The following is a 16,489-nucleotide window of genomic DNA, read 5'->3' on the forward strand; positions in this document are numbered from 1 at the left end:
CACTTGGACGTGGGAGAGTATCTTCACTGGCGTCAAGCAAGGCTTCGATTTCTGCTTCTTTTTCATCGTCTAGCTTAAAGCCATCACCACCAAAGAATTTAATCCCGTTATCAAGGGCTGGGTTATGGCTAGCTGAAATCATGACACCTGCGCTCGCTCCTTCAGTTTTCACCAAATATGCTACTGCTGGTGTTGCAAGAACTCCAAGCTTATAAACGTGAATTCCGACTGAAAGGAGGCCTGCAATCAAAGCTGCTTCTAGCATTTGACCTGAGATACGAGTGTCACGTCCAACAAAAACCTTAGGCGCTTCTGTCGCATGTTGACTGAGGACATATCCTCCAAAGCGACCCAATTTAAAGGCCAATTCTGGCGTTAATTCTACGTTTGCTTCTCCACGGACTCCGTCCGTTCCAAAATATTTACCCATTTTAAGATTCCTTTTCTAGTTTAATGTTTATTTTAAGATTCTGACTTCGTCTCTGCTGCTGTCGTTGAAGAGTTTTCAGTAGACGAAGTGTTACTTGTTGTGCTTGTGCTACTTGTTGTTCTTACAGCTTTGGTCGTTACTTTCATAGTAGTTTCAAAAGGTGTAATCACTGTTGGTAAGACAGCCCCATTTTTATCAACAGCTTGCAAAGGAACTGATCCAGAATAGTTCCCTGTAATCTGTTCACTCGTTGGTAAAACTGCAACAATCCGATCAATCTTAGATAGTGTATCCGCATCACTAGTTACTGAAACTTTTTCATCAGAAACAGTCACACGTTCGATTATAATCTTCTCATCAATTTGACTAGAATCAATTTGAGGTACAACAGGTACATTATCTCGAGTAACTTTCTTACCAACCTTGACTGTGATCTTTTGAGGTGTTGCTACAGCTGTCAAACCACTTGGAAGATTTTCAATGGTCAAGGGAACTTCAATCGTTCCTTCTGTAGCCTGGGTCAAATCAGCAGTCACTTTAAATTTACGAGTGCTTTCCTGCATCTCACTAGCCAAGGTGACTCGATTCGAACCCGTCAAAAATACCGTTACTTCTGAACTGAAACCACTGATAAAATACTGCTCACTATCATACTGAATATCAATCGGTACATTGACTACTGTATTGGTATAGGTTTCAGTTTTAGTTTGCCTTGCATTGGTATTGTTTTGATAATTGATTGATGTTGCATAGATAAACAGGACACATGCAAAGAGGAGTGAGGAGATGATATAAAGACTATTTCTTTTCATTATTCCAGCCTCCTAATAGACGTTCTTTTAAGCTTAGTTCTTGTTCATCCTTAGGTATCAGAATACGACGTAGTTCTTCCTCGAATTCTTCCAAACTTAGATCATGTTTGAAGACACCATTGTAGGTGATGGATATACCTCCAGTTTCTTCAGATACAACAAAAGTAAGGGCATCTGAAACTTCTGATAAACCTATGGCTGCACGGTGACGAGTTCCGAACTCTTTGGAAATACCTGTGTTTTTAGTCAGTGGTAAATAGGCAGAAGTTACTGCAATCCGATCTCCACTGATAATGACTGCACCGTCATGGAGAGGCGTATTAGGGATAAAGATGTTAATTAATAACTCAGCAGAAATCTTAGCATCCAAAGGAATTCCTGTAACAATGTACTCCTGCAAGGTTCTCACACGTTGAACAGCTACCAAAGCTCCAATCTTTCGCGGGCTCATATACTCAACCGATTTGACAAAAGCCTGTATCATCTGCTCTTCTGAACTCATAGGAGTATTTGAAAAGAAGTCCGTAGCTCGACCTAATCGTTCCAAACCTGTCCGAATTTCTGGAGAAAAGATAACAACCGCTGCGATAACTCCATAGGTAATCAATTGGTTAATCAACCAGGAAATAGTCGTCAAGCCCAAAAAATTAGCCGCAATCTGAGCTAAGATAAAAACTAAAACGCCTCGAACCAAAATCATAATCTTGGTTCCTGCAATTGATTTTGTAAATTGATATAAAATATAAGCAACGATTAGAATATCAATCACATTTATCGCAATACTCCAAGGACTGGAAAATAAACTAGACCAGTATTGAAGATTAGATAATTGCTGAAAATTCATCCTATGTCCCCTCTCCAAAAATGCTTCTCTTCATTATACCATTTTTAATGGAAATTTTCTCCCCCCTACCTCATTTTAAATTAGTAGAAAATATGATAGAATAAAATGATAAACATGAAATAAGGAGAAACCATGTCTGAATTATATGATATTACCATCATAGGAGGTGGCCCAGTTGGTCTTTTCGCAGCCTTTTATGCAAATTTACGTCAAGCTAAAGTACAAATCATTGACTCTCTTCCTCAATTAGGTGGCCAACCTGCCATTCTTTATCCTGAAAAACAAATTCTTGATGTCCCAGGTTTCCCAAATCTCACTGGCGAAGAACTAACTAATCGCCTCTTAGAACAACTAAAAGGTTTTGATACACCAGCACATCTCAATGAAACTGTTCTTGACATTGAAAAAGAGAATGATGTATTTAAGATAACAACTACTAAAGGTATTCATAGTAGTAAAGCTGTCATTATCGCTATGGGTGGTGGTGCCTTTAAACCGCGTCCACTTGAATTGGATGGTGTTGATAGTTATGAAAATATCCATTACCACGTTTCTAACATTCAACAATATGCTGGCAAGAAAGTAACCATCCTGGGTGGAGGAGACTCTGCTGTGGACTGGGCCTTAGCTTTTGAAAAGATTGCTCCAACTACACTTGTTCACCGTCGAGATAACTTCCGTGCGCTTGAACATAGTGTCCAAGCCCTTCAAGAATCATCTGTTAGCATCAAAACACCATTTGTGCCAAGTCAACTTCTTGGAGATGGTCAAACTCTGGACAAACTGGAAATCACAAAAGTTAAATCAGATGAAGCCGAAAGCCTTGAACTGGACCACCTCTTTGTCAACTATGGCTTCAAATCATCAGTTGGTAATCTTAAAAATTGGGGATTAGAACTGAATCGTCATAAGATTATCGTCAATAGTAAGCAAGAATCAAGCCAGGCTGGAATTTACGCTATCGGCGACTGCTGCTACTACGAAGGTAAGATTGACCTGATTGCGACAGGTCTTGGCGAAGCACCTACTGCTGTCAACAATGCCATCAACTACATTGACCCAGAACAAAAAGTACAACCAAAACACTCTACAAGTCTATAAGAAAAAACCACGAATCCTAGGATTTGTGGTTTTATAGTTCTTGAGCGCTTTGATGCAATCTTTCTGCTCTTGTATATCGTATTTATCTTTAGTATTGGTCAGCTTGATTATGTTCTCAGTTACTTTCTGATTGCCTTTTACAGCTTGCTGAAAGATTGCAAAGGCTAGTAACGCCTCATTGTTGCCAGCCATACCTATTTCTTCAAGTTGTTTCTTGATTTTACTATCCGTCACATCCAAAGATAAGAGGGTTTCAAATGCTTTTTTAGATCAGTTTTTTTCTTCTAGCTATGCCAGACGCTTTTCCTCCTTTTGAGCTAATAGCTCTTATTTCATCTTTGCTTCGTTCTGTAACTGGTTTTAAATTTTTAGTCCCATCTCTAGATAATTTTCACCCCCCTTTCAAACAAAAAAATCACAAATATTTTATACTTATGATTTCATTGTATATAGTAAAAAAGGGATGTTTTACATTATTCCTAATAACTTTTCGATTTTGTTAAGCAAATCTCTATATTTTGAGTTTTCCTTTTCGTTGTTGATAAGATATTCGTTTGCAACGATGTTTAATGACTGATATAGTCCACCCATAATCCCAGATTGTTCATTAGTCAACTCATCTTGCTCTAAGTACTTATCATAATACATCTTGCAATTATCATATATACGCTCATTCAACTTATTATAAAGATTAGTCATTTTCTATTGTACCTATCTATAGTTCATCAGCAATTTTATTTATCTTTCTCAGTCGATGATTGACACCACTTTTTGTGAGTGGATTTGTCAAACTGTCAGCCAATTGCTGGATAGAGTAGTCCGGATGTTGGATACGCAAATGTGCTACTTCCTGCAAATCTACTGGTAGGCTATCTAGACCTATGGTATCAATGATTTTACTGATATTGTTGATAGTTTTCATGCTTGCAGAAACCGTACGAGCGATATTAGCTGTCTCTGCATTATTAGCACGATTGAGATCATTCCGAGTTTCTCGGAGAATCTTGACGCCTTCAAAAGTATCTCTCGCCTCCATGGCTCCCACTAAAATCAGGAAATCCATAATATCTTCCGCTCGCTGAAGATAGGTCACTGCCCCCTTTTTTCGTTCGATAACCTTTGCATCTAGCAAGAACTGCTGCAAGAGCGAAGCAATCCCTTGGGCGTGGTCTAGATAAACCGAACTAATTTCCAACTGATATTTCCCTGACTCGGGATCACGAATGCTGCCATTCGCTAAGAAGGCTCCACAGAGATAGGCACGACCTGCTTCCTCATCTCCTAAAATTTCTGGATCAATCCCAGTCTCCAAACCAAAGAAAGAATCGGCCAAACGCAAATCTGCTAAAAGTTCCTGGACTCGCTCATCCGTAAATACAGTATAGACGCGATTTTTCCGTAGATTACTTCTCTGGTGGTGACGAATCTCAGACTTGATGCCATAAAAGTGCAAGAAAGATTCATAGAGATGACGGGCCAACTTAGCATTTTCTGTAATGACGGACAAGGTCAAACCAGAGCTCGATAAACCAATACTACCCGACATCTTGATAATAGCTGACAATTCATGACGACTCAGGTGATGCTGACTTAAAATTTCTTCTTTTACTGCTACTGTAAAACTCATTTTCTCACCTGTATGATCCGCATGAGCTCATCTACGATTAAATCACCATCGTGAAAGGCTCCCCCATTTTCCAAGCGTAGAAAGTTGGATGAAATGACACGTGGGACTTGCTTACGCAAACCTTCAAAATCATGCTCAACCTGCACCAAATACTCATCAAAACGGTTGGTATCCATATAGTCCCTCGGAACCTTTTCGATATTAACAAGGACAGTATCGATAAATGGACGGCCCAAATGACGATGCAAGACTTCTACGTGATCACTATCTGAGAAATGTTCTGTCTCTCCACGTTGAGTCATGATGTTGCAGACATAGGCAATTTCAGCCTTAGTTTCCAGAAGAGCCTGACCAATTTCTTCAATAACAATATTAGGCAAAATCGAAGTAAAGAGCGATCCCGGTCCCAAAACAATCATATCACTCTCAAGAATGGTATTGACAACACGACGGCTAGCCTGCGGTTTTTCATCATCTAGAGTGTTTGTCACATAGACATGGTCAATCATACCTGGATGATCTGCAATGTGACTTTCCCCAGCAACTTCTGATCCATCTTTAAAGACAGCATGGAGTGTCAAAGGATGGTCACTTGATGGGAAAATCTTCCCTGTAGTATGGAAAAATTTACTCAGCAATTGCATGGCATTATAGGTTGAGCCCTGCATTTCAGATAATCCAGCTATGATAATGTTTCCTAATGGATGACCAGCAAAAGCACCTGCATCCTCTGAAAAACGGTATTGAAAGACCTTTTCATAGAATTTTGGCATATCTGACATGGCTACAAGGACATTACGTAAATCCCCTGGAGGTGTCAACTGTTGAATGTTTTTACGCAATTCGCCTGAAGAACCACCATCATCCGCAACGGTTACTATGGCTGCAATTTCGACGTCTTTTTCCCGTAGACTATTTAAAATAACAGGGATTCCGGTTCCTCCACCAATCACCGTAATTTTAGGTTTTCTCATGAACGGTTTACCGTTTCCTTTCTTCGGTCTTTATCACGATGACTTTCATTTACAGGCCAACTTTTTGATAGGTCAGTTGCTAAACGCTTGGCAAAAGCAACACTTCGGTGTTGGCCACCAGTACAACCAATCGCAATAGTTAAGACTGATTTGCCTTCTTTTTTGTAGCCTGGTAGGATTGGTTCAACCAAGGCTAACAAATGACGGTAGAAATCTTCAGATTCCTCATGGTTCATGACATAGTCATAAACTGCCTGATCTTCACCTGTCTGATTCCGAAGTTCTGGCAGATAGTAAGGGTTTGGCAAGAAACGAACATCAAATACCAAATCTGCATCAATTGGAATGCCGTATTTAAAGCCAAAAGACATGACCTCAATACGGAAGGACTGAGTTTGTTCTTGGTCCGAAAATTGCTCTGCAATAGTCTTGCGAAGTTCACGAGGAGTTAACTCTGTTGTATCAACCACATTTTGACTCATATTTTTCAAAGGAGCCAAGAGTTCGCGTTCCAGCTTGATCCCATCCAAAATACGACCATCTGCTGCAAGAGGGTGACTTCTTCTAGTTTCCTTATAGCGTGCTACCAATTCCTTATCAGCAGCATCCAAAAAGAGAATCTTGAAATCCAAATCATCTTGATTTTCCAATTCATCCAAGACAGCTTGAATCTCTGAGAAGAAAGAGCGGCTTCGCATATCCACCACTAGGGCTAACTTATGGTCGTCATCCTTGGTCTCTACCAACTGCAAAAACTTTGGCAATAGAGCTGGTGGCATATTATCAATGGTAAAATATCCTAAATCTTCAAAGGATTGAATGGCTACAGTTTTCCCTGCACCACTCATCCCTGTTACAATCACCAGGTGAAGTTGTTTCATTGTCATCATAGTCTCCTTATATCAAAAGAAGTTTGGAAGAACCAAACTTCAACTCGCTTATCCAATCTCAGCGATGACTTCAATTTCGACTTTTACATCGCGAGGAAGACGAGCTACTTCTACAGCTGAACGAGCTGGAAATTCCTTATTAAAGGCTGTTTGGTATACCTCATTGAAAGGTACAAAGTCGTTCATATCACTCAAGAAACAAGTTGTTTTAACAACATGGTCAAAATCTGTACCTGCTTCTGCCAAAATAGCGCCAATGTTTTTCAAGACTTGTTCGGTCTGTTCTTGAATCGTTTCTCCTACGATTTCTCCAGTTTCAGGAGATAAAGGAACTTGACCGCTAGCAAACAAAAGGTTCCCAACGATTTTTCCTTGAACGTAAGGTCCGATTGCCTTTGGAGCTTTATCTGTATGAATTGTTTTTGCCATATGTATTCCTCACAATTTTTCTAAAATAGCATCCCAAGCCTGGTCCATTCCTTCTTTTGTTACGGATGAAAAGAGGATAAAGTCATCACTTGGATCAAAGTTTAATTTCTTTTTAATGGCTGATTCGTGCTTGTTCCATTTACCTCGCGGAATCTTGTCTGCCTTGGTCGCCACAATGATGACAGGAATCTCATAATATTTAAGAAATTCGTACATCTGTACATCATCTGCTGACGGATCATGACGGAGGTCAACGAGACTAACCACTGCTCGAAGATTTTCTCGAGTGGTTAAGTACTCCTCAATCATGCGTCCCCATTTTTCGCGTTCCTTTTTGGACACACGGGCATAACCATAACCAGGCACATCTACAAAACGCATCTTATCATCAATATTAAAGAAATTAAGTAGTTGTGTTTTCCCTGGCTTTCCAGAGGTACGAGCTAGATTTTTTCGATTGAGCATGGTATTGATAAAGCTCGATTTACCAACATTTGAGCGTCCTGCAAGAGCAATTTCAGGAAGTTTATCCTGCGGATAGTGGGACTTGTTGGCAGCACTCAGTAAAATCTCAGCATTGTGTGTATTGATTTCCATAGTCACCTCTAGGCTGTCTCTAGAATTGGCTTAGCTGTTCCATCAACTGCTTCTTTTGTGATACGAACAGTTTTCACATTTTCTTGACTTGGAACTTCAAACATAACATCTAGCATGGTTTCTTCGATGATTGAGCGAAGACCACGCGCACCAGTCTTACGTTCAATAGCTTTGTTAGCGATCTCTTGGAGAGCCTCATCGTCAAATTCAAGCTCCACATCGTCATATGAAAGCAAGGTCTGGTATTGTTTAACCAAGGCATTTCTTGGCTCTTTCAAAATGCGAACCAAGTCATCTACTGTCAACTGCTCCAAGGCTGCAAAGACAGGCAAGCGTCCAATTAATTCAGGAATAATACCGAATTTCTGAATATCTTCTGCAATGATTTCTTGCATGTATGAGCTGTTTTCGTCAATAGCCTTGCTATTTTGTCCGAAACCGATAACTTTTTCACCAAGACGCTGTTTGACAATTTCTTCGATTCCATCAAAGGCACCACCCACGATGAAGAGGATATTCTTGGTGTCTACTTGAATCATTTCTTGTTGTGGATGTTTGCGTCCACCTTGTGGAGGAACACTTGCTACTGTACCTTCGATAATCTTAAGGAGGGCTTGTTGCACACCTTCACCAGAAACATCACGTGTAATAGAAACATTCTCGCTCTTCTTAGCAATCTTATCAATCTCATCGACGTAGATAATTCCACGCTCTGCTCGTTCAATGTTAAAGTCAGCTGCTTGCAAGAGTTTGAGGAGGATATTTTCAACGTCCTCACCCACATAACCAGCTTCAGTAAGAGCTGTTGCATCAGCAATGGCAAATGGTACATTCAAACTTCTAGCCAGAGTCTGAGCAAGGAAAGTCTTCCCTGATCCAGTTGGGCCAATCATTAGAATGTTTGACTTTTGCAAATCCACATCTTCAGTCTCTTCACGAGTGTCATGGAAATTGATGCGTTTGTAGTGGTTATATACAGCCACTGCCAGAGCACGTTTGGCACGATCTTGACCAATCACATAGTGGTTCAAAATATTTAGGAGTTCGATTGGTTTTGGTACCTCAGACAAGTCCGCCAAAACTTCCTCAGCCAACTCCTCACGAATAATTTCCTGAGCCAACTCCACACATTCATTACAGATAAAGGCATTGTTCCCAGCAATTATTTTTTTAACTTCTTCTTGGCTTTTGCCACAAAATGAGCAATAAACCATCATATCATTTTTCCTATTTGTAGACATGATTCCCTTCCGTTCTAACTATTCATTCTATCTAAAATAAGGTCATATAAAAAGCATGAATGCTATTCACCAAGTTTGTAAAAGCATTAAGCCAAAGCAGAGTAGCAAGTCCAAAGCGCTTTTTACGAAAAGCGTGTGATCCAGCCACAAGACAGACAGCACACAAAAGAGCTGTAAAAAATCCAAAAATACTACGCTCCATTAGACTTCCTTTCTCTTTCTATATTCGATGGTAAAATCATAGGCATTTTTCTCATCCTTGGTATAAGATTTGCTTGCAACAGTCTCAAAAACAGTCAAATCAAAATCTGCTGGAAAAAAAGTATCCCCTTCAACTTGAGCATGGATTTGTGTCACAATAATCTCATCGAGATATGGTTCAAAAAGCTGGAAAATCTGTTTGCCCCCAATGATATAGAGATTTTTATCTTGTTTATGGTACCAGTCTAAAACATCCTCAACATTTTGGAAAACCAGAGCACCCTCAATTGACTCTTTAGGATTGCGTGTCATAATCAGAGTCTCACGTCCTGGAAGCAAACGTCGTCCCATTCCATCAAAGGTGACACGTCCCATCAAGATGGCATGATTCAAGGTTGTTTCTTTAAAATGTTTTAACTCTGCTGGCAAATGCCATGGTAAGCGATCCTCTTTTCCGATTACACCCTTTTCATCTTGTGCCCAGATGGCTACGATTTTCTTTGTCATGCTTTCATCCTTTTTATTGATAGTTCTATTTTATCAAAAATCTTCAAAAAAGACTGTTTTGGAATGCCCTCCGAAATAGAAAAAATCCGTAGAAAGTTTCTACGGATTTTTGACAAAATAGAGTATCTTACAAACCAGGTGCTTGTCCTAATTCTGCTGCAAGCATCCAGACAGTTTTTTCAAGGTCTGCCTTAGCACCAACGAAGATATCATTGGTTACATCATCACCTTCTTCATCTGTTACATCCAAAGCTTTTTGGAAAAGAGTGATGAGGTAACGATAAATTTCAAGAACACGTTCCAAACTTTCTTCTACGTTGCGGAATTCTCCTTCTTCTTCTTCGATTTCACTGTGTTGAAGGAACTCTGTCAGAGTAGAGTATGGTTTGCCACCAAGGGTGATCAAACGTTCGCTGATTTCGTCAAGGTAACCATCAAGGCTATCCATGTATTCATCCATCTTAGGATGCCATACTTGGAAACCACGACCACGCATGTACCAGTGGACTTGATGAAGAGCGATATGTGCTACATACAAGTCTGCTACTGCTTGATTCAAAACTTCCTTTGTATTTATTAGCGCTTCTGCCGCTGGTTTAGTTAATGTTGCTACGTCTTTTACTGCTTCTTTTTTCAATTCTACCATTTTTCTCACCTCATAATTATTTTTTGTAACCATCTTTATTGATTACTATTTTAGTATACTACTCCCAGTAGACAAAAGCAAGGGAATTAACTCATATTAAAAAAGTTCTAATTGACTGATAATTTAAGAAAACGAATAGCTATTTATTCTAGCTATTTTCTCTGTTTTTATTCGAAAATTGACTTTGATAAAGATCATAATAGAAACCTTTTGCAGCTAAAAGACTTTCATGATTCCCCTGTTCGATTATCTGTCCATCTTTCAGCACCAAAATTTTGTCAGCTTCCTGAATAGTCGAAAGTCGATGGGCAATGACAAAGCTTGTTCTCCCCTTCATCAAACGTTTCATGGCCTTTTGAATCAAGAGCTCTAGACGAGTATCGACTGATGAGGTTGCTTCGTCCAAAATTAAGATTTTTGGATCCGCTAAGAGAGCACGTGCGATAGTTAACAACTGTTTCTGACCAAGAGAAATATTGCTAGATTCTTGATTCATCTCCATGTTATAGCCACCAGGAAGAGTGCGGATAAAGTGGTCAACATTGGCCGCCTTAGCTGCCTCAACGATTTCTTCATCTGTTGCCTCAAGATTTCCAAAGCGAAGATTTTCCTTGATACTGCCTTCATAGAGCCAGGCATCCTGTAGGACCATCCCAAACTGTCGACGATAGTCCTGACGAGACAGGTCACGAATATCTTGGCCATCCACTAAAATGGCGCCAGCTGTCACATCGTAAAAACGCATGAGAAGGTTAATCAAGGTTGTTTTCCCTGCTCCAGTTGGTCCTACGATTGCCACCATCTCTCCAGGTTCAACATCTAGGTTGAAATTGCGAATCAATGGTTTGTTTTCCACATATTGGAAATCGACATTTTTGAAGCTAACTTGACCTGTCAATGGTGCCAAGTCTTTTACTTCAGCAGTTTGGACTTCTTCCTGTTCATCCAAAACTTCAAAGACACGATCAAGCGAAGACTTAGCACTTTGCATTTGCCCAGCTAACTGAGTGATATTTTGGATCGGCTGGCTGACTTGCCATACATATTGAACGAAGGCCTGCATGTTACCAATAGTCAAGCGTCCTGCAATAACCTGCAAACCACCTAAGACAGCAACAATCAGGTAGGTTAAATCAGACACGATATGAAGGGCAGGCATCATCAATCCTGAAATAAAGCTCGCCTTAAATCCGACTTGTTGCAATTCATCCGTAATCTTTTCAAATCTCTCTTGAGAGTTTTCTTCACGTCCGAAAAGTTTTAAAACATTGAAACCTGTCAAGTTTTCCTGTACAAATCCATTCATACGTCCCAATATAGCCGCCTGCTGCTTAAAGTATGGCTGCGAACGATTTAGAATCGTTTTAGCTCCAAAATAAGTCACTGGAATCGACAAGATAACAATGATAGCCAACTGAAGATTTAGATAGAGGACCATTCCCATAACAAAAAGAATGGTAAAGACTGCATTGACAATCTGTAAGAAAGATTGTTGAAGGGCATTTGAAACAGTCTCTACATCACTGGTAAAACGGCCTAACAAATCTCCAAACTGGTGCTTGTCAAAGTAAGACACAGGAATACGATTGATTTTTTCACTCATTTTATTTCGCAAATCCTGTACCATAGACTGCACAGCATTGGTCATAAAGTAGTTCGAGTAGTAAGAACCCAACTCATAGAGAAGACCACGCAAGAGATAAATCACTAGAATTACTGCGATATAGCTGGTATTGATACCCGCTCCTGCAACACCATTTGCCATAGCAAGAAGATTGCTGGTTAATTCTGTGATGGCAAGCCCTAATACGAAAGGCTCGATAACACTCATAATGACGCTGACTATTTTCAAGAAGACTGCAAAGAAAACAGAGAAACGGTAGGCTTTTAAATAGCTCCATAGACGAGCTAGACTAGATTGTTGTTTCATCTTTTACCTCCTATTCTTCTGTCAGAGACGCATTTTTCAACTGCGACTCAGCAATTTCTCGATAGATGTCATTAGTCTCCATCAATTCTTCATGACGGCCACGACCAACGATTTCGCCCTTATCAAGGACGATAATCTGGTCCGCATCCATAATGGTTCCAACACGTTGCGCAACAATCAATACCGTAGCATCTTGAGTCACTTCCTTGAGACGACGGCGCAAGATAGCATCAGTACGGTAGTCCAAGGCTGAGAAGGAATCATCAAAGATATAGATATCTGGACCCTTGATGACTGCGCGGGCAATCGACAAGCGTTGCTTTTGACCACCTGATAGATTGCTTCCCCCTTCAGCTAGATGAGTTGCAAAACCTTCTTCTCGACTCTCGATAAAGTCCTTGGCTTGGGCTACATCAGCTGCTTGGTGCAAGTCCTCATGACTGGCGTCCTCTTTTCCGTAACGGAGATTATCTGCGATAGTCCCTGTAAAGAGCAAGGCTTTTTGTGGAATAAAACCAATTTTCTGGCGGAGTGATTTGAGACGGTAATCCCGGACATCAACACCATCGACCTTAATTTTCCCCAGTGTAACATCATAAAAACGAGGAATTAACTGAACCAGAGTAGACTTACCTGACCCAGTCGAACCGATAAAAGCAATGGTTTCTCCCGGTTTAGCAGTAAAGGAAATGTTATGCAAAACAGGGCTTTCTGTTTCCCCAGGATAAGCAAAGGTCACATTATCAAATTCTAAGTAACCATGTGTTTCTGTTTCTTGAATTCCGTCTTCATTTGGATCAATGGAAATCGGCATTTCCATGATTTCCTTCAAACGTTCACTGGATACGGCCGTTCTAGGGTACATGGTAAAGAGGTTTGACAAGAAAAGGAAGGACAAGAGGGCATGAAAACTATACTCGATGAAGGCTACCAAATCCCCAATCTGCAAACTTCCTTGCTTGAGAGGATCTAGAGCAAACCAAACGATAGCTACAATCATAGCAATAATGATTTGCACAAAAAGTGGCTCTGTCAAACCAGTCAATTTGAACAAACGATTTGAATTATCCGCATAGATCGCATTTTTCTCTTCGAAACGGTTTTCTTGGAAGTCTTCACGAGCAAAGGCACGAATCACTCGCAAGCCCATCAAATTTTCACGGACATATTGGTTTATCTTGTCCAGTGTTTTCTGTTGTTTTTCAGATAAGGGGCGCGTTTTGACCGCTACATAAAGGACTACTACAGCTAGGAAAGGAACGGAAAAAGCGACAATCCAGGCTAGTGAGGGACTAGTTAAGAAAATCATGAGAATACTCGACAGCATCATCATGGGAGTGATAACACCCAACTTAAGCGTCTGCTCTGCAAACTGCATAAGGACAAAGGCATCACTGGTAATACGAGTAACTAGTGAAGAAACACCAATTTGTTCATATTCGTGATGAGAATACTCTTGTAATTTAGCATAAACATCATTTCGCATGTCCTTAACCATATTGGTGGTCAGTTTACTAGCAGCATAGGATAGAACAACCCGCCCAAATGTCCCCAAGACGATAATAATCAACATTACGACAGCCCAAAAATAGAGTTTATCCTGGTCACCTTGGTTGATTCCCTGGTCAATCATGCGAGCAAGAACAGTCGGTAGCCCAAGATTGACAATCACAAAGAAAATAGCTCCAAAGAAGTCTAACACTAACCACTTGGGATAACGTTTGAGATAAGACCAAATATACAGCATGATTCTCCTTTCTTTTTCTTCTAATACTCTTCGAAAATCAAATTCAAACCACGTCAGCCTCACCTTGCCGTACTCAAGTACAGCCTGCGGCTAGCTTCCTAGTTTGCTCTTTGATTTTCATTGAGTATAAAATGCAGAAAAGAGCGTGCTTACGCACGCCTTTTTACTAAAAAGAAGACAGGCAGTCTTAACCTCGAGGGAGGGAACTGTCTGTCTCAGATATTTGAAGCTTATTTTACAAAGTCAAGCAATGCCAAGAAGCTTTCTGGATCAAGTGATGCACCACCTACAAGAGCTCCGTCAACGTCTGGACAAGCCATGTATTCTGCAACGTTTTCAGGTTTAACTGAACCACCGTATTGAACACGTACTTTATCAGCTACTTCTTGACCAAAGTCAGCTGCTACAACGTCACGAACAACTTTACACATTTTTTGTGCATCGTCTTGTGAAGCTGATTTACCAGTACCGATAGCCCAGATTGGCTCATAAGCGATAACTGATGAAGCTACTTGTTCTGCAGTCAATCCTGCAAGAGCAGCTGAAACTTGAGCACCTACGAATTCAGCAGCTTTTCCTGCTTCGTAAGTTTCAAGAGACTCACCACAACAGATAATTGGAAGCATACCGTTAGCAAAGATTGCTTTTGCTTTTTTGTTGATGTCTTCATCTGTTTCGTGGAAGTAGTCACGACGCTCTGAGTGACCGATCACAACATAGTCAGTACCGATTTCTTTCAAAACTTGTGGACTAGTTTCACCAGTGAAAGCACCAGCGTTTTCAAAGTAGCAGTTTTGAGCAGCAACTTTAAGGTTTGAACCTTTAGCAGCAACAAGAACAGTTGTCAAGTCAAGTGCAGGAACTGCAACCCCAGCTTCAACAAGGTCTGATGAAGGAAGTTTTGATGCTACAGCTTCAACGAACGCTTTTGCTTCTTCTGGGTTTTTGTTCATTTTCCAGTTACCAGCGATAAATGGTTTACGTGACATTTCACATACCTCTTTTTTCATTTTATTTTCTACTTATTTTATCATAAATAGAGGGAGCTTGCAAATCTTACTCTGTAACTAGAAGTCTTCTTTTCAAATACTTTCCAGTCGTCAATTCTATTTAGAGTCTGGCTTTCTCCTAGTTAATTTGACCACTGCTTCCGTCCGCGCAGTGTGCGGAAACATATCAACCGACTGGATATAATGCAGGTCATAGACTTCAACCAAGCGGACTAAATCACGCGCCAGGGTAGATACATTGCAGGAAATGTAGACCATCTTTTCAGGAGCGTATTTAACGATGGTATCTAAGAGTTTGTCATCTAAACCGGTACGAGGCGGGTCTACAATCAAAGCATCGGCACGATAGCCTTCCTTGTACCAACGAGGGATGATTTCTTCTGCAGTTCCAGCCTCATAGTGAGTATTGGTATAACCCATGCGCTTGGCATTTTCTTTGGCATCCTCAATAGCTTCTGGAATAATATCCATCCCTCTCAGACTTTTAACTTTTTTGGCAAAGGCAAAACCAATGGTTCCAACACCACAATAGGCATCAATCAGATGGTCATTCTCATTTACATCCAAGGCCTTAACGGCTTCACTGTAGAGGACTTCAGTCTGTTCAGGATTGAGCTGGTAAAAAGCTCGAGGTGAAAGAGAAAACTCATAGTCTAATACACCCTCACGAATACTATCCTGTCCCCAAATAATCTCAGTCTTGTCCCCATAAATCTCACTAGTTTTAGCAGTATTGGTATTGACTGCGACAGTCACTACTTCAGGATAATCCTTGACTAAATCTTTCACAAATTGAGTCAAATTTAATTGACGATTGGTCACAATGATAATCTGAACTTGCCCAGTTTTCCGTGCTCGACGAACCATGATGGTCCGAACCCCAAGGATTTTCCGTTCATCCGTAATCGGAATTTGATGGTAGGTCAAGAGCTCTGCCATTCGATTGGCAATAGCTTGCGTTTCCTTGTCTTGGACTAGGCAGTCTTTTAACTCGACCAAATAATGGGAATTTTGAGCATATAATCCCGCCTTAACTTGGCCTTTAAATTTTCGAGTTTGGAATTGCAGTTTAGCCCGATAATACTTGGGTTCCTGCATACCAATGGTTGGTCTAATCTCAAAGTTTTCATAGCCTGCAGGTGCAAATTTTTTCAGTGCTTGATGGAGAAGATCTGTCTTGAATTCCAGCTGCTTGTCATAATGCAGATGCATGATTTGACAGCCACCACACTCATTATAAATAGTACAGTCTGGTACCACTCGAAACTTAGATTTTTTATTGACCTCAAGCAGTTTGGCCTCAACGTAGTTACGCTTGACAGAAGTCACCTGACAATAGATATCTTCTCCCTTGAGGGCTCCAGGAACAAAAACGAGGGTTTTCTGGAAAAAACCAATTCCTTCCCCGTTAATCCCCATGCGCTTGATTTTTAATGGAATTTTTTGTTTGACTTTAAGACTCATAAGTCTATTATACCACGTAGTTTCTCAATGTTTAAGAAT

General features: G+C 40.4%; 17 protein-coding genes and 2 pseudogenes. 1 reads left to right on the top strand and 18 read right to left on the bottom strand.

The window, feature by feature from the left end:
- From glmM to cdaA, 3 genes and pseudogenes are all read right to left on the bottom strand, one after another.
- A pseudogene (gene glmM, locus AB2B47_RS04435) lies at positions 1 to 430 on the bottom strand (phosphoglucosamine mutase); the annotation flags it as partial.
- Positions 431 to 462: 32 nt separating this feature from the next.
- Positions 463 to 1,242, bottom strand: a complete 780-nt coding sequence (locus AB2B47_RS04440; RefSeq protein ID WP_320693720.1) for a CdaR family protein — start codon at positions 1,240 to 1,242, stop codon at positions 463 to 465.
- Positions 1,229 to 2,086, bottom strand: a complete 858-nt coding sequence (cdaA, locus tag AB2B47_RS04445) for a diadenylate cyclase CdaA (RefSeq protein WP_320693721.1) — start codon at positions 2,084 to 2,086, stop codon at positions 1,229 to 1,231. The genes AB2B47_RS04440 and cdaA overlap by 14 nt, the downstream gene beginning before the upstream one ends.
- Before the next feature lie 132 nt (positions 2,087 to 2,218).
- Here cdaA and AB2B47_RS04450 point away from each other — a divergent pair, with 132 nt between their 5' ends.
- Positions 2,219 to 3,187, top strand: a complete 969-nt coding sequence (locus tag AB2B47_RS04450; protein ID WP_320693722.1) for an NAD(P)/FAD-dependent oxidoreductase — start codon at positions 2,219 to 2,221, stop codon at positions 3,185 to 3,187.
- Positions 3,188 to 3,226: 39 nt separating this feature from the next.
- Here the strand turns inward: AB2B47_RS04450 and AB2B47_RS04455 are convergent.
- The 15 genes and pseudogenes from AB2B47_RS04455 to rlmD all read right to left on the bottom strand — a co-directional run.
- Positions 3,227 to 3,518: pseudogene (locus tag AB2B47_RS04455) on the bottom strand (stress-induced protein); the annotation flags it as partial.
- A gap of 137 nt (positions 3,519 to 3,655) precedes the next feature.
- A complete protein-coding gene (locus AB2B47_RS04460; protein ID WP_368037989.1) occupies positions 3,656 to 3,886 on the bottom strand; it encodes a hypothetical protein in 231 nt (76 codons plus the stop codon).
- Positions 3,887 to 3,902: 16 nt separating this feature from the next.
- The gene (gene whiA, locus AB2B47_RS04465; RefSeq protein ID WP_195183770.1) at positions 3,903 to 4,814 is read right to left on the bottom strand and encodes a DNA-binding protein WhiA; all 912 of its coding nucleotides are present in this window, start codon (positions 4,812 to 4,814) and stop codon (positions 3,903 to 3,905) included.
- Positions 4,811 to 5,788 (bottom strand): YvcK family protein, encoded by a 978-nt coding sequence (locus AB2B47_RS04470; RefSeq protein ID WP_006151791.1) that lies wholly within the window; start codon positions 5,786 to 5,788, stop codon positions 4,811 to 4,813. The genes whiA and AB2B47_RS04470 overlap by 4 nt, the downstream gene beginning before the upstream one ends.
- The gene (gene rapZ, locus AB2B47_RS04475; RefSeq protein WP_006151650.1) at positions 5,785 to 6,675 is read right to left on the bottom strand and encodes an RNase adapter RapZ; all 891 of its coding nucleotides are present in this window, start codon (positions 6,673 to 6,675) and stop codon (positions 5,785 to 5,787) included. The genes AB2B47_RS04470 and rapZ overlap by 4 nt, the downstream gene beginning before the upstream one ends.
- A 51-nt stretch (positions 6,676 to 6,726) precedes the next feature.
- Positions 6,727 to 7,107, bottom strand: coding sequence for a RidA family protein (locus AB2B47_RS04480; protein WP_001140424.1), 381 nt, complete (start codon positions 7,105 to 7,107; stop codon positions 6,727 to 6,729).
- A 9-nt stretch (positions 7,108 to 7,116) separates the two neighbouring features.
- A complete protein-coding gene (gene yihA, locus AB2B47_RS04485) occupies positions 7,117 to 7,704 on the bottom strand; it encodes a ribosome biogenesis GTP-binding protein YihA/YsxC (RefSeq protein WP_006151693.1) in 588 nt (195 codons plus the stop codon).
- Positions 7,705 to 7,712: 8 nt separating this feature from the next.
- Positions 7,713 to 8,945, bottom strand: a complete 1,233-nt coding sequence (clpX, locus tag AB2B47_RS04490) for an ATP-dependent Clp protease ATP-binding subunit ClpX (RefSeq protein ID WP_006152251.1) — start codon at positions 8,943 to 8,945, stop codon at positions 7,713 to 7,715.
- Positions 8,946 to 8,976: 31 nt separating this feature from the next.
- Entirely contained in the window at positions 8,977 to 9,147 is a 171-nt protein-coding gene (locus tag AB2B47_RS04495) for a hypothetical protein (RefSeq protein WP_060955427.1), read from the bottom strand.
- Positions 9,147 to 9,653, bottom strand: coding sequence for a dihydrofolate reductase (locus tag AB2B47_RS04500; protein WP_320693723.1), 507 nt, complete (start codon positions 9,651 to 9,653; stop codon positions 9,147 to 9,149). The genes AB2B47_RS04495 and AB2B47_RS04500 overlap by 1 nt, the downstream gene beginning before the upstream one ends.
- Before the next feature lie 127 nt (positions 9,654 to 9,780).
- Positions 9,781 to 10,299: a Dps family protein gene (locus tag AB2B47_RS04505; RefSeq protein WP_320693724.1), complete on the bottom strand. Its 519-nt coding sequence runs from the start codon at positions 10,297 to 10,299 to the stop codon at positions 9,781 to 9,783.
- A 148-nt stretch (positions 10,300 to 10,447) separates the two neighbouring features.
- On the bottom strand, positions 10,448 to 12,229 hold the full coding sequence (locus AB2B47_RS04510; protein ID WP_320693725.1) for an ABC transporter ATP-binding protein: 1,782 nt from the start codon (positions 12,227 to 12,229) through the stop codon (positions 10,448 to 10,450).
- 10 nt (positions 12,230 to 12,239) lie between these two features.
- Positions 12,240 to 13,976 carry an ABC transporter ATP-binding protein gene (locus tag AB2B47_RS04515; protein ID WP_006151955.1) on the bottom strand — a complete coding sequence of 579 codons (1,737 nt, stop codon included), beginning with the start codon at positions 13,974 to 13,976 and terminating at the stop codon, positions 12,240 to 12,242.
- 230 nt (positions 13,977 to 14,206) lie between these two features.
- On the bottom strand, positions 14,207 to 14,965 hold the full coding sequence (gene tpiA / locus AB2B47_RS04520) for a triose-phosphate isomerase (protein WP_006151862.1): 759 nt from the start codon (positions 14,963 to 14,965) through the stop codon (positions 14,207 to 14,209).
- A 117-nt stretch (positions 14,966 to 15,082) separates the two neighbouring features.
- Positions 15,083 to 16,450 (bottom strand): 23S rRNA (uracil(1939)-C(5))-methyltransferase RlmD, encoded by a 1,368-nt coding sequence (gene rlmD, locus AB2B47_RS04525; protein ID WP_006151703.1) that lies wholly within the window; start codon positions 16,448 to 16,450, stop codon positions 15,083 to 15,085.
- Positions 16,451 to 16,489: the final 39 nt, after the last annotated feature.

Origin of the sequence: Streptococcus wuxiensis (assembly GCF_040888245.1) — a bacterium.
GTDB classification, from domain to species: domain Bacteria; phylum Bacillota; class Bacilli; order Lactobacillales; family Streptococcaceae; genus Streptococcus; species Streptococcus wuxiensis.

Coding starts and splice junctions, on each gene's coding strand:
- AB2B47_RS04495 (WP_060955427.1), bottom strand. CDS start 9,147: ATGGAGCGTAGTATTTTTGGATTTTTTACAGCTCTTTTGTGTGCTGTC.
- tpiA (WP_006151862.1), bottom strand. CDS start 14,965: ATGTCACGTAAACCATTTATCGCTGGTAACTGGAAAATGAACAAAAAC.
- AB2B47_RS04480 (WP_001140424.1), bottom strand. CDS start 7,107: ATGGCAAAAACAATTCATACAGATAAAGCTCCAAAGGCAATCGGACCT.
- AB2B47_RS04440 (WP_320693720.1), bottom strand. CDS start 1,242: ATGAAAAGAAATAGTCTTTATATCATCTCCTCACTCCTCTTTGCATGT.
- whiA (WP_195183770.1), bottom strand. CDS start 4,814: ATGAGTTTTACAGTAGCAGTAAAAGAAGAAATTTTAAGTCAGCATCAC.
- yihA (WP_006151693.1), bottom strand. CDS start 7,704: ATGGAAATCAATACACACAATGCTGAGATTTTACTGAGTGCTGCCAAC.
- rlmD (WP_006151703.1), bottom strand. CDS start 16,450: ATGAGTCTTAAAGTCAAACAAAAAATTCCATTAAAAATCAAGCGCATG.
- AB2B47_RS04505 (WP_320693724.1), bottom strand. CDS start 10,299: ATGGTAGAATTGAAAAAAGAAGCAGTAAAAGACGTAGCAACATTAACT.
- rapZ (WP_006151650.1), bottom strand. CDS start 6,675: ATGACAATGAAACAACTTCACCTGGTGATTGTAACAGGGATGAGTGGT.
- AB2B47_RS04450 (WP_320693722.1), top strand. CDS start 2,219: ATGTCTGAATTATATGATATTACCATCATAGGAGGTGGCCCAGTTGGT.
- AB2B47_RS04500 (WP_320693723.1), bottom strand. CDS start 9,653: ATGACAAAGAAAATCGTAGCCATCTGGGCACAAGATGAAAAGGGTGTA.
- AB2B47_RS04470 (WP_006151791.1), bottom strand. CDS start 5,788: ATGAGAAAACCTAAAATTACGGTGATTGGTGGAGGAACCGGAATCCCT.
- AB2B47_RS04460 (WP_368037989.1), bottom strand. CDS start 3,886: ATGACTAATCTTTATAATAAGTTGAATGAGCGTATATATGATAATTGC.
- clpX (WP_006152251.1), bottom strand. CDS start 8,945: ATGTCTACAAATAGGAAAAATGATATGATGGTTTATTGCTCATTTTGT.
- AB2B47_RS04510 (WP_320693725.1), bottom strand. CDS start 12,229: ATGAAACAACAATCTAGTCTAGCTCGTCTATGGAGCTATTTAAAAGCC.
- AB2B47_RS04515 (WP_006151955.1), bottom strand. CDS start 13,976: ATGCTGTATATTTGGTCTTATCTCAAACGTTATCCCAAGTGGTTAGTG.
- cdaA (WP_320693721.1), bottom strand. CDS start 2,086: ATGAATTTTCAGCAATTATCTAATCTTCAATACTGGTCTAGTTTATTT.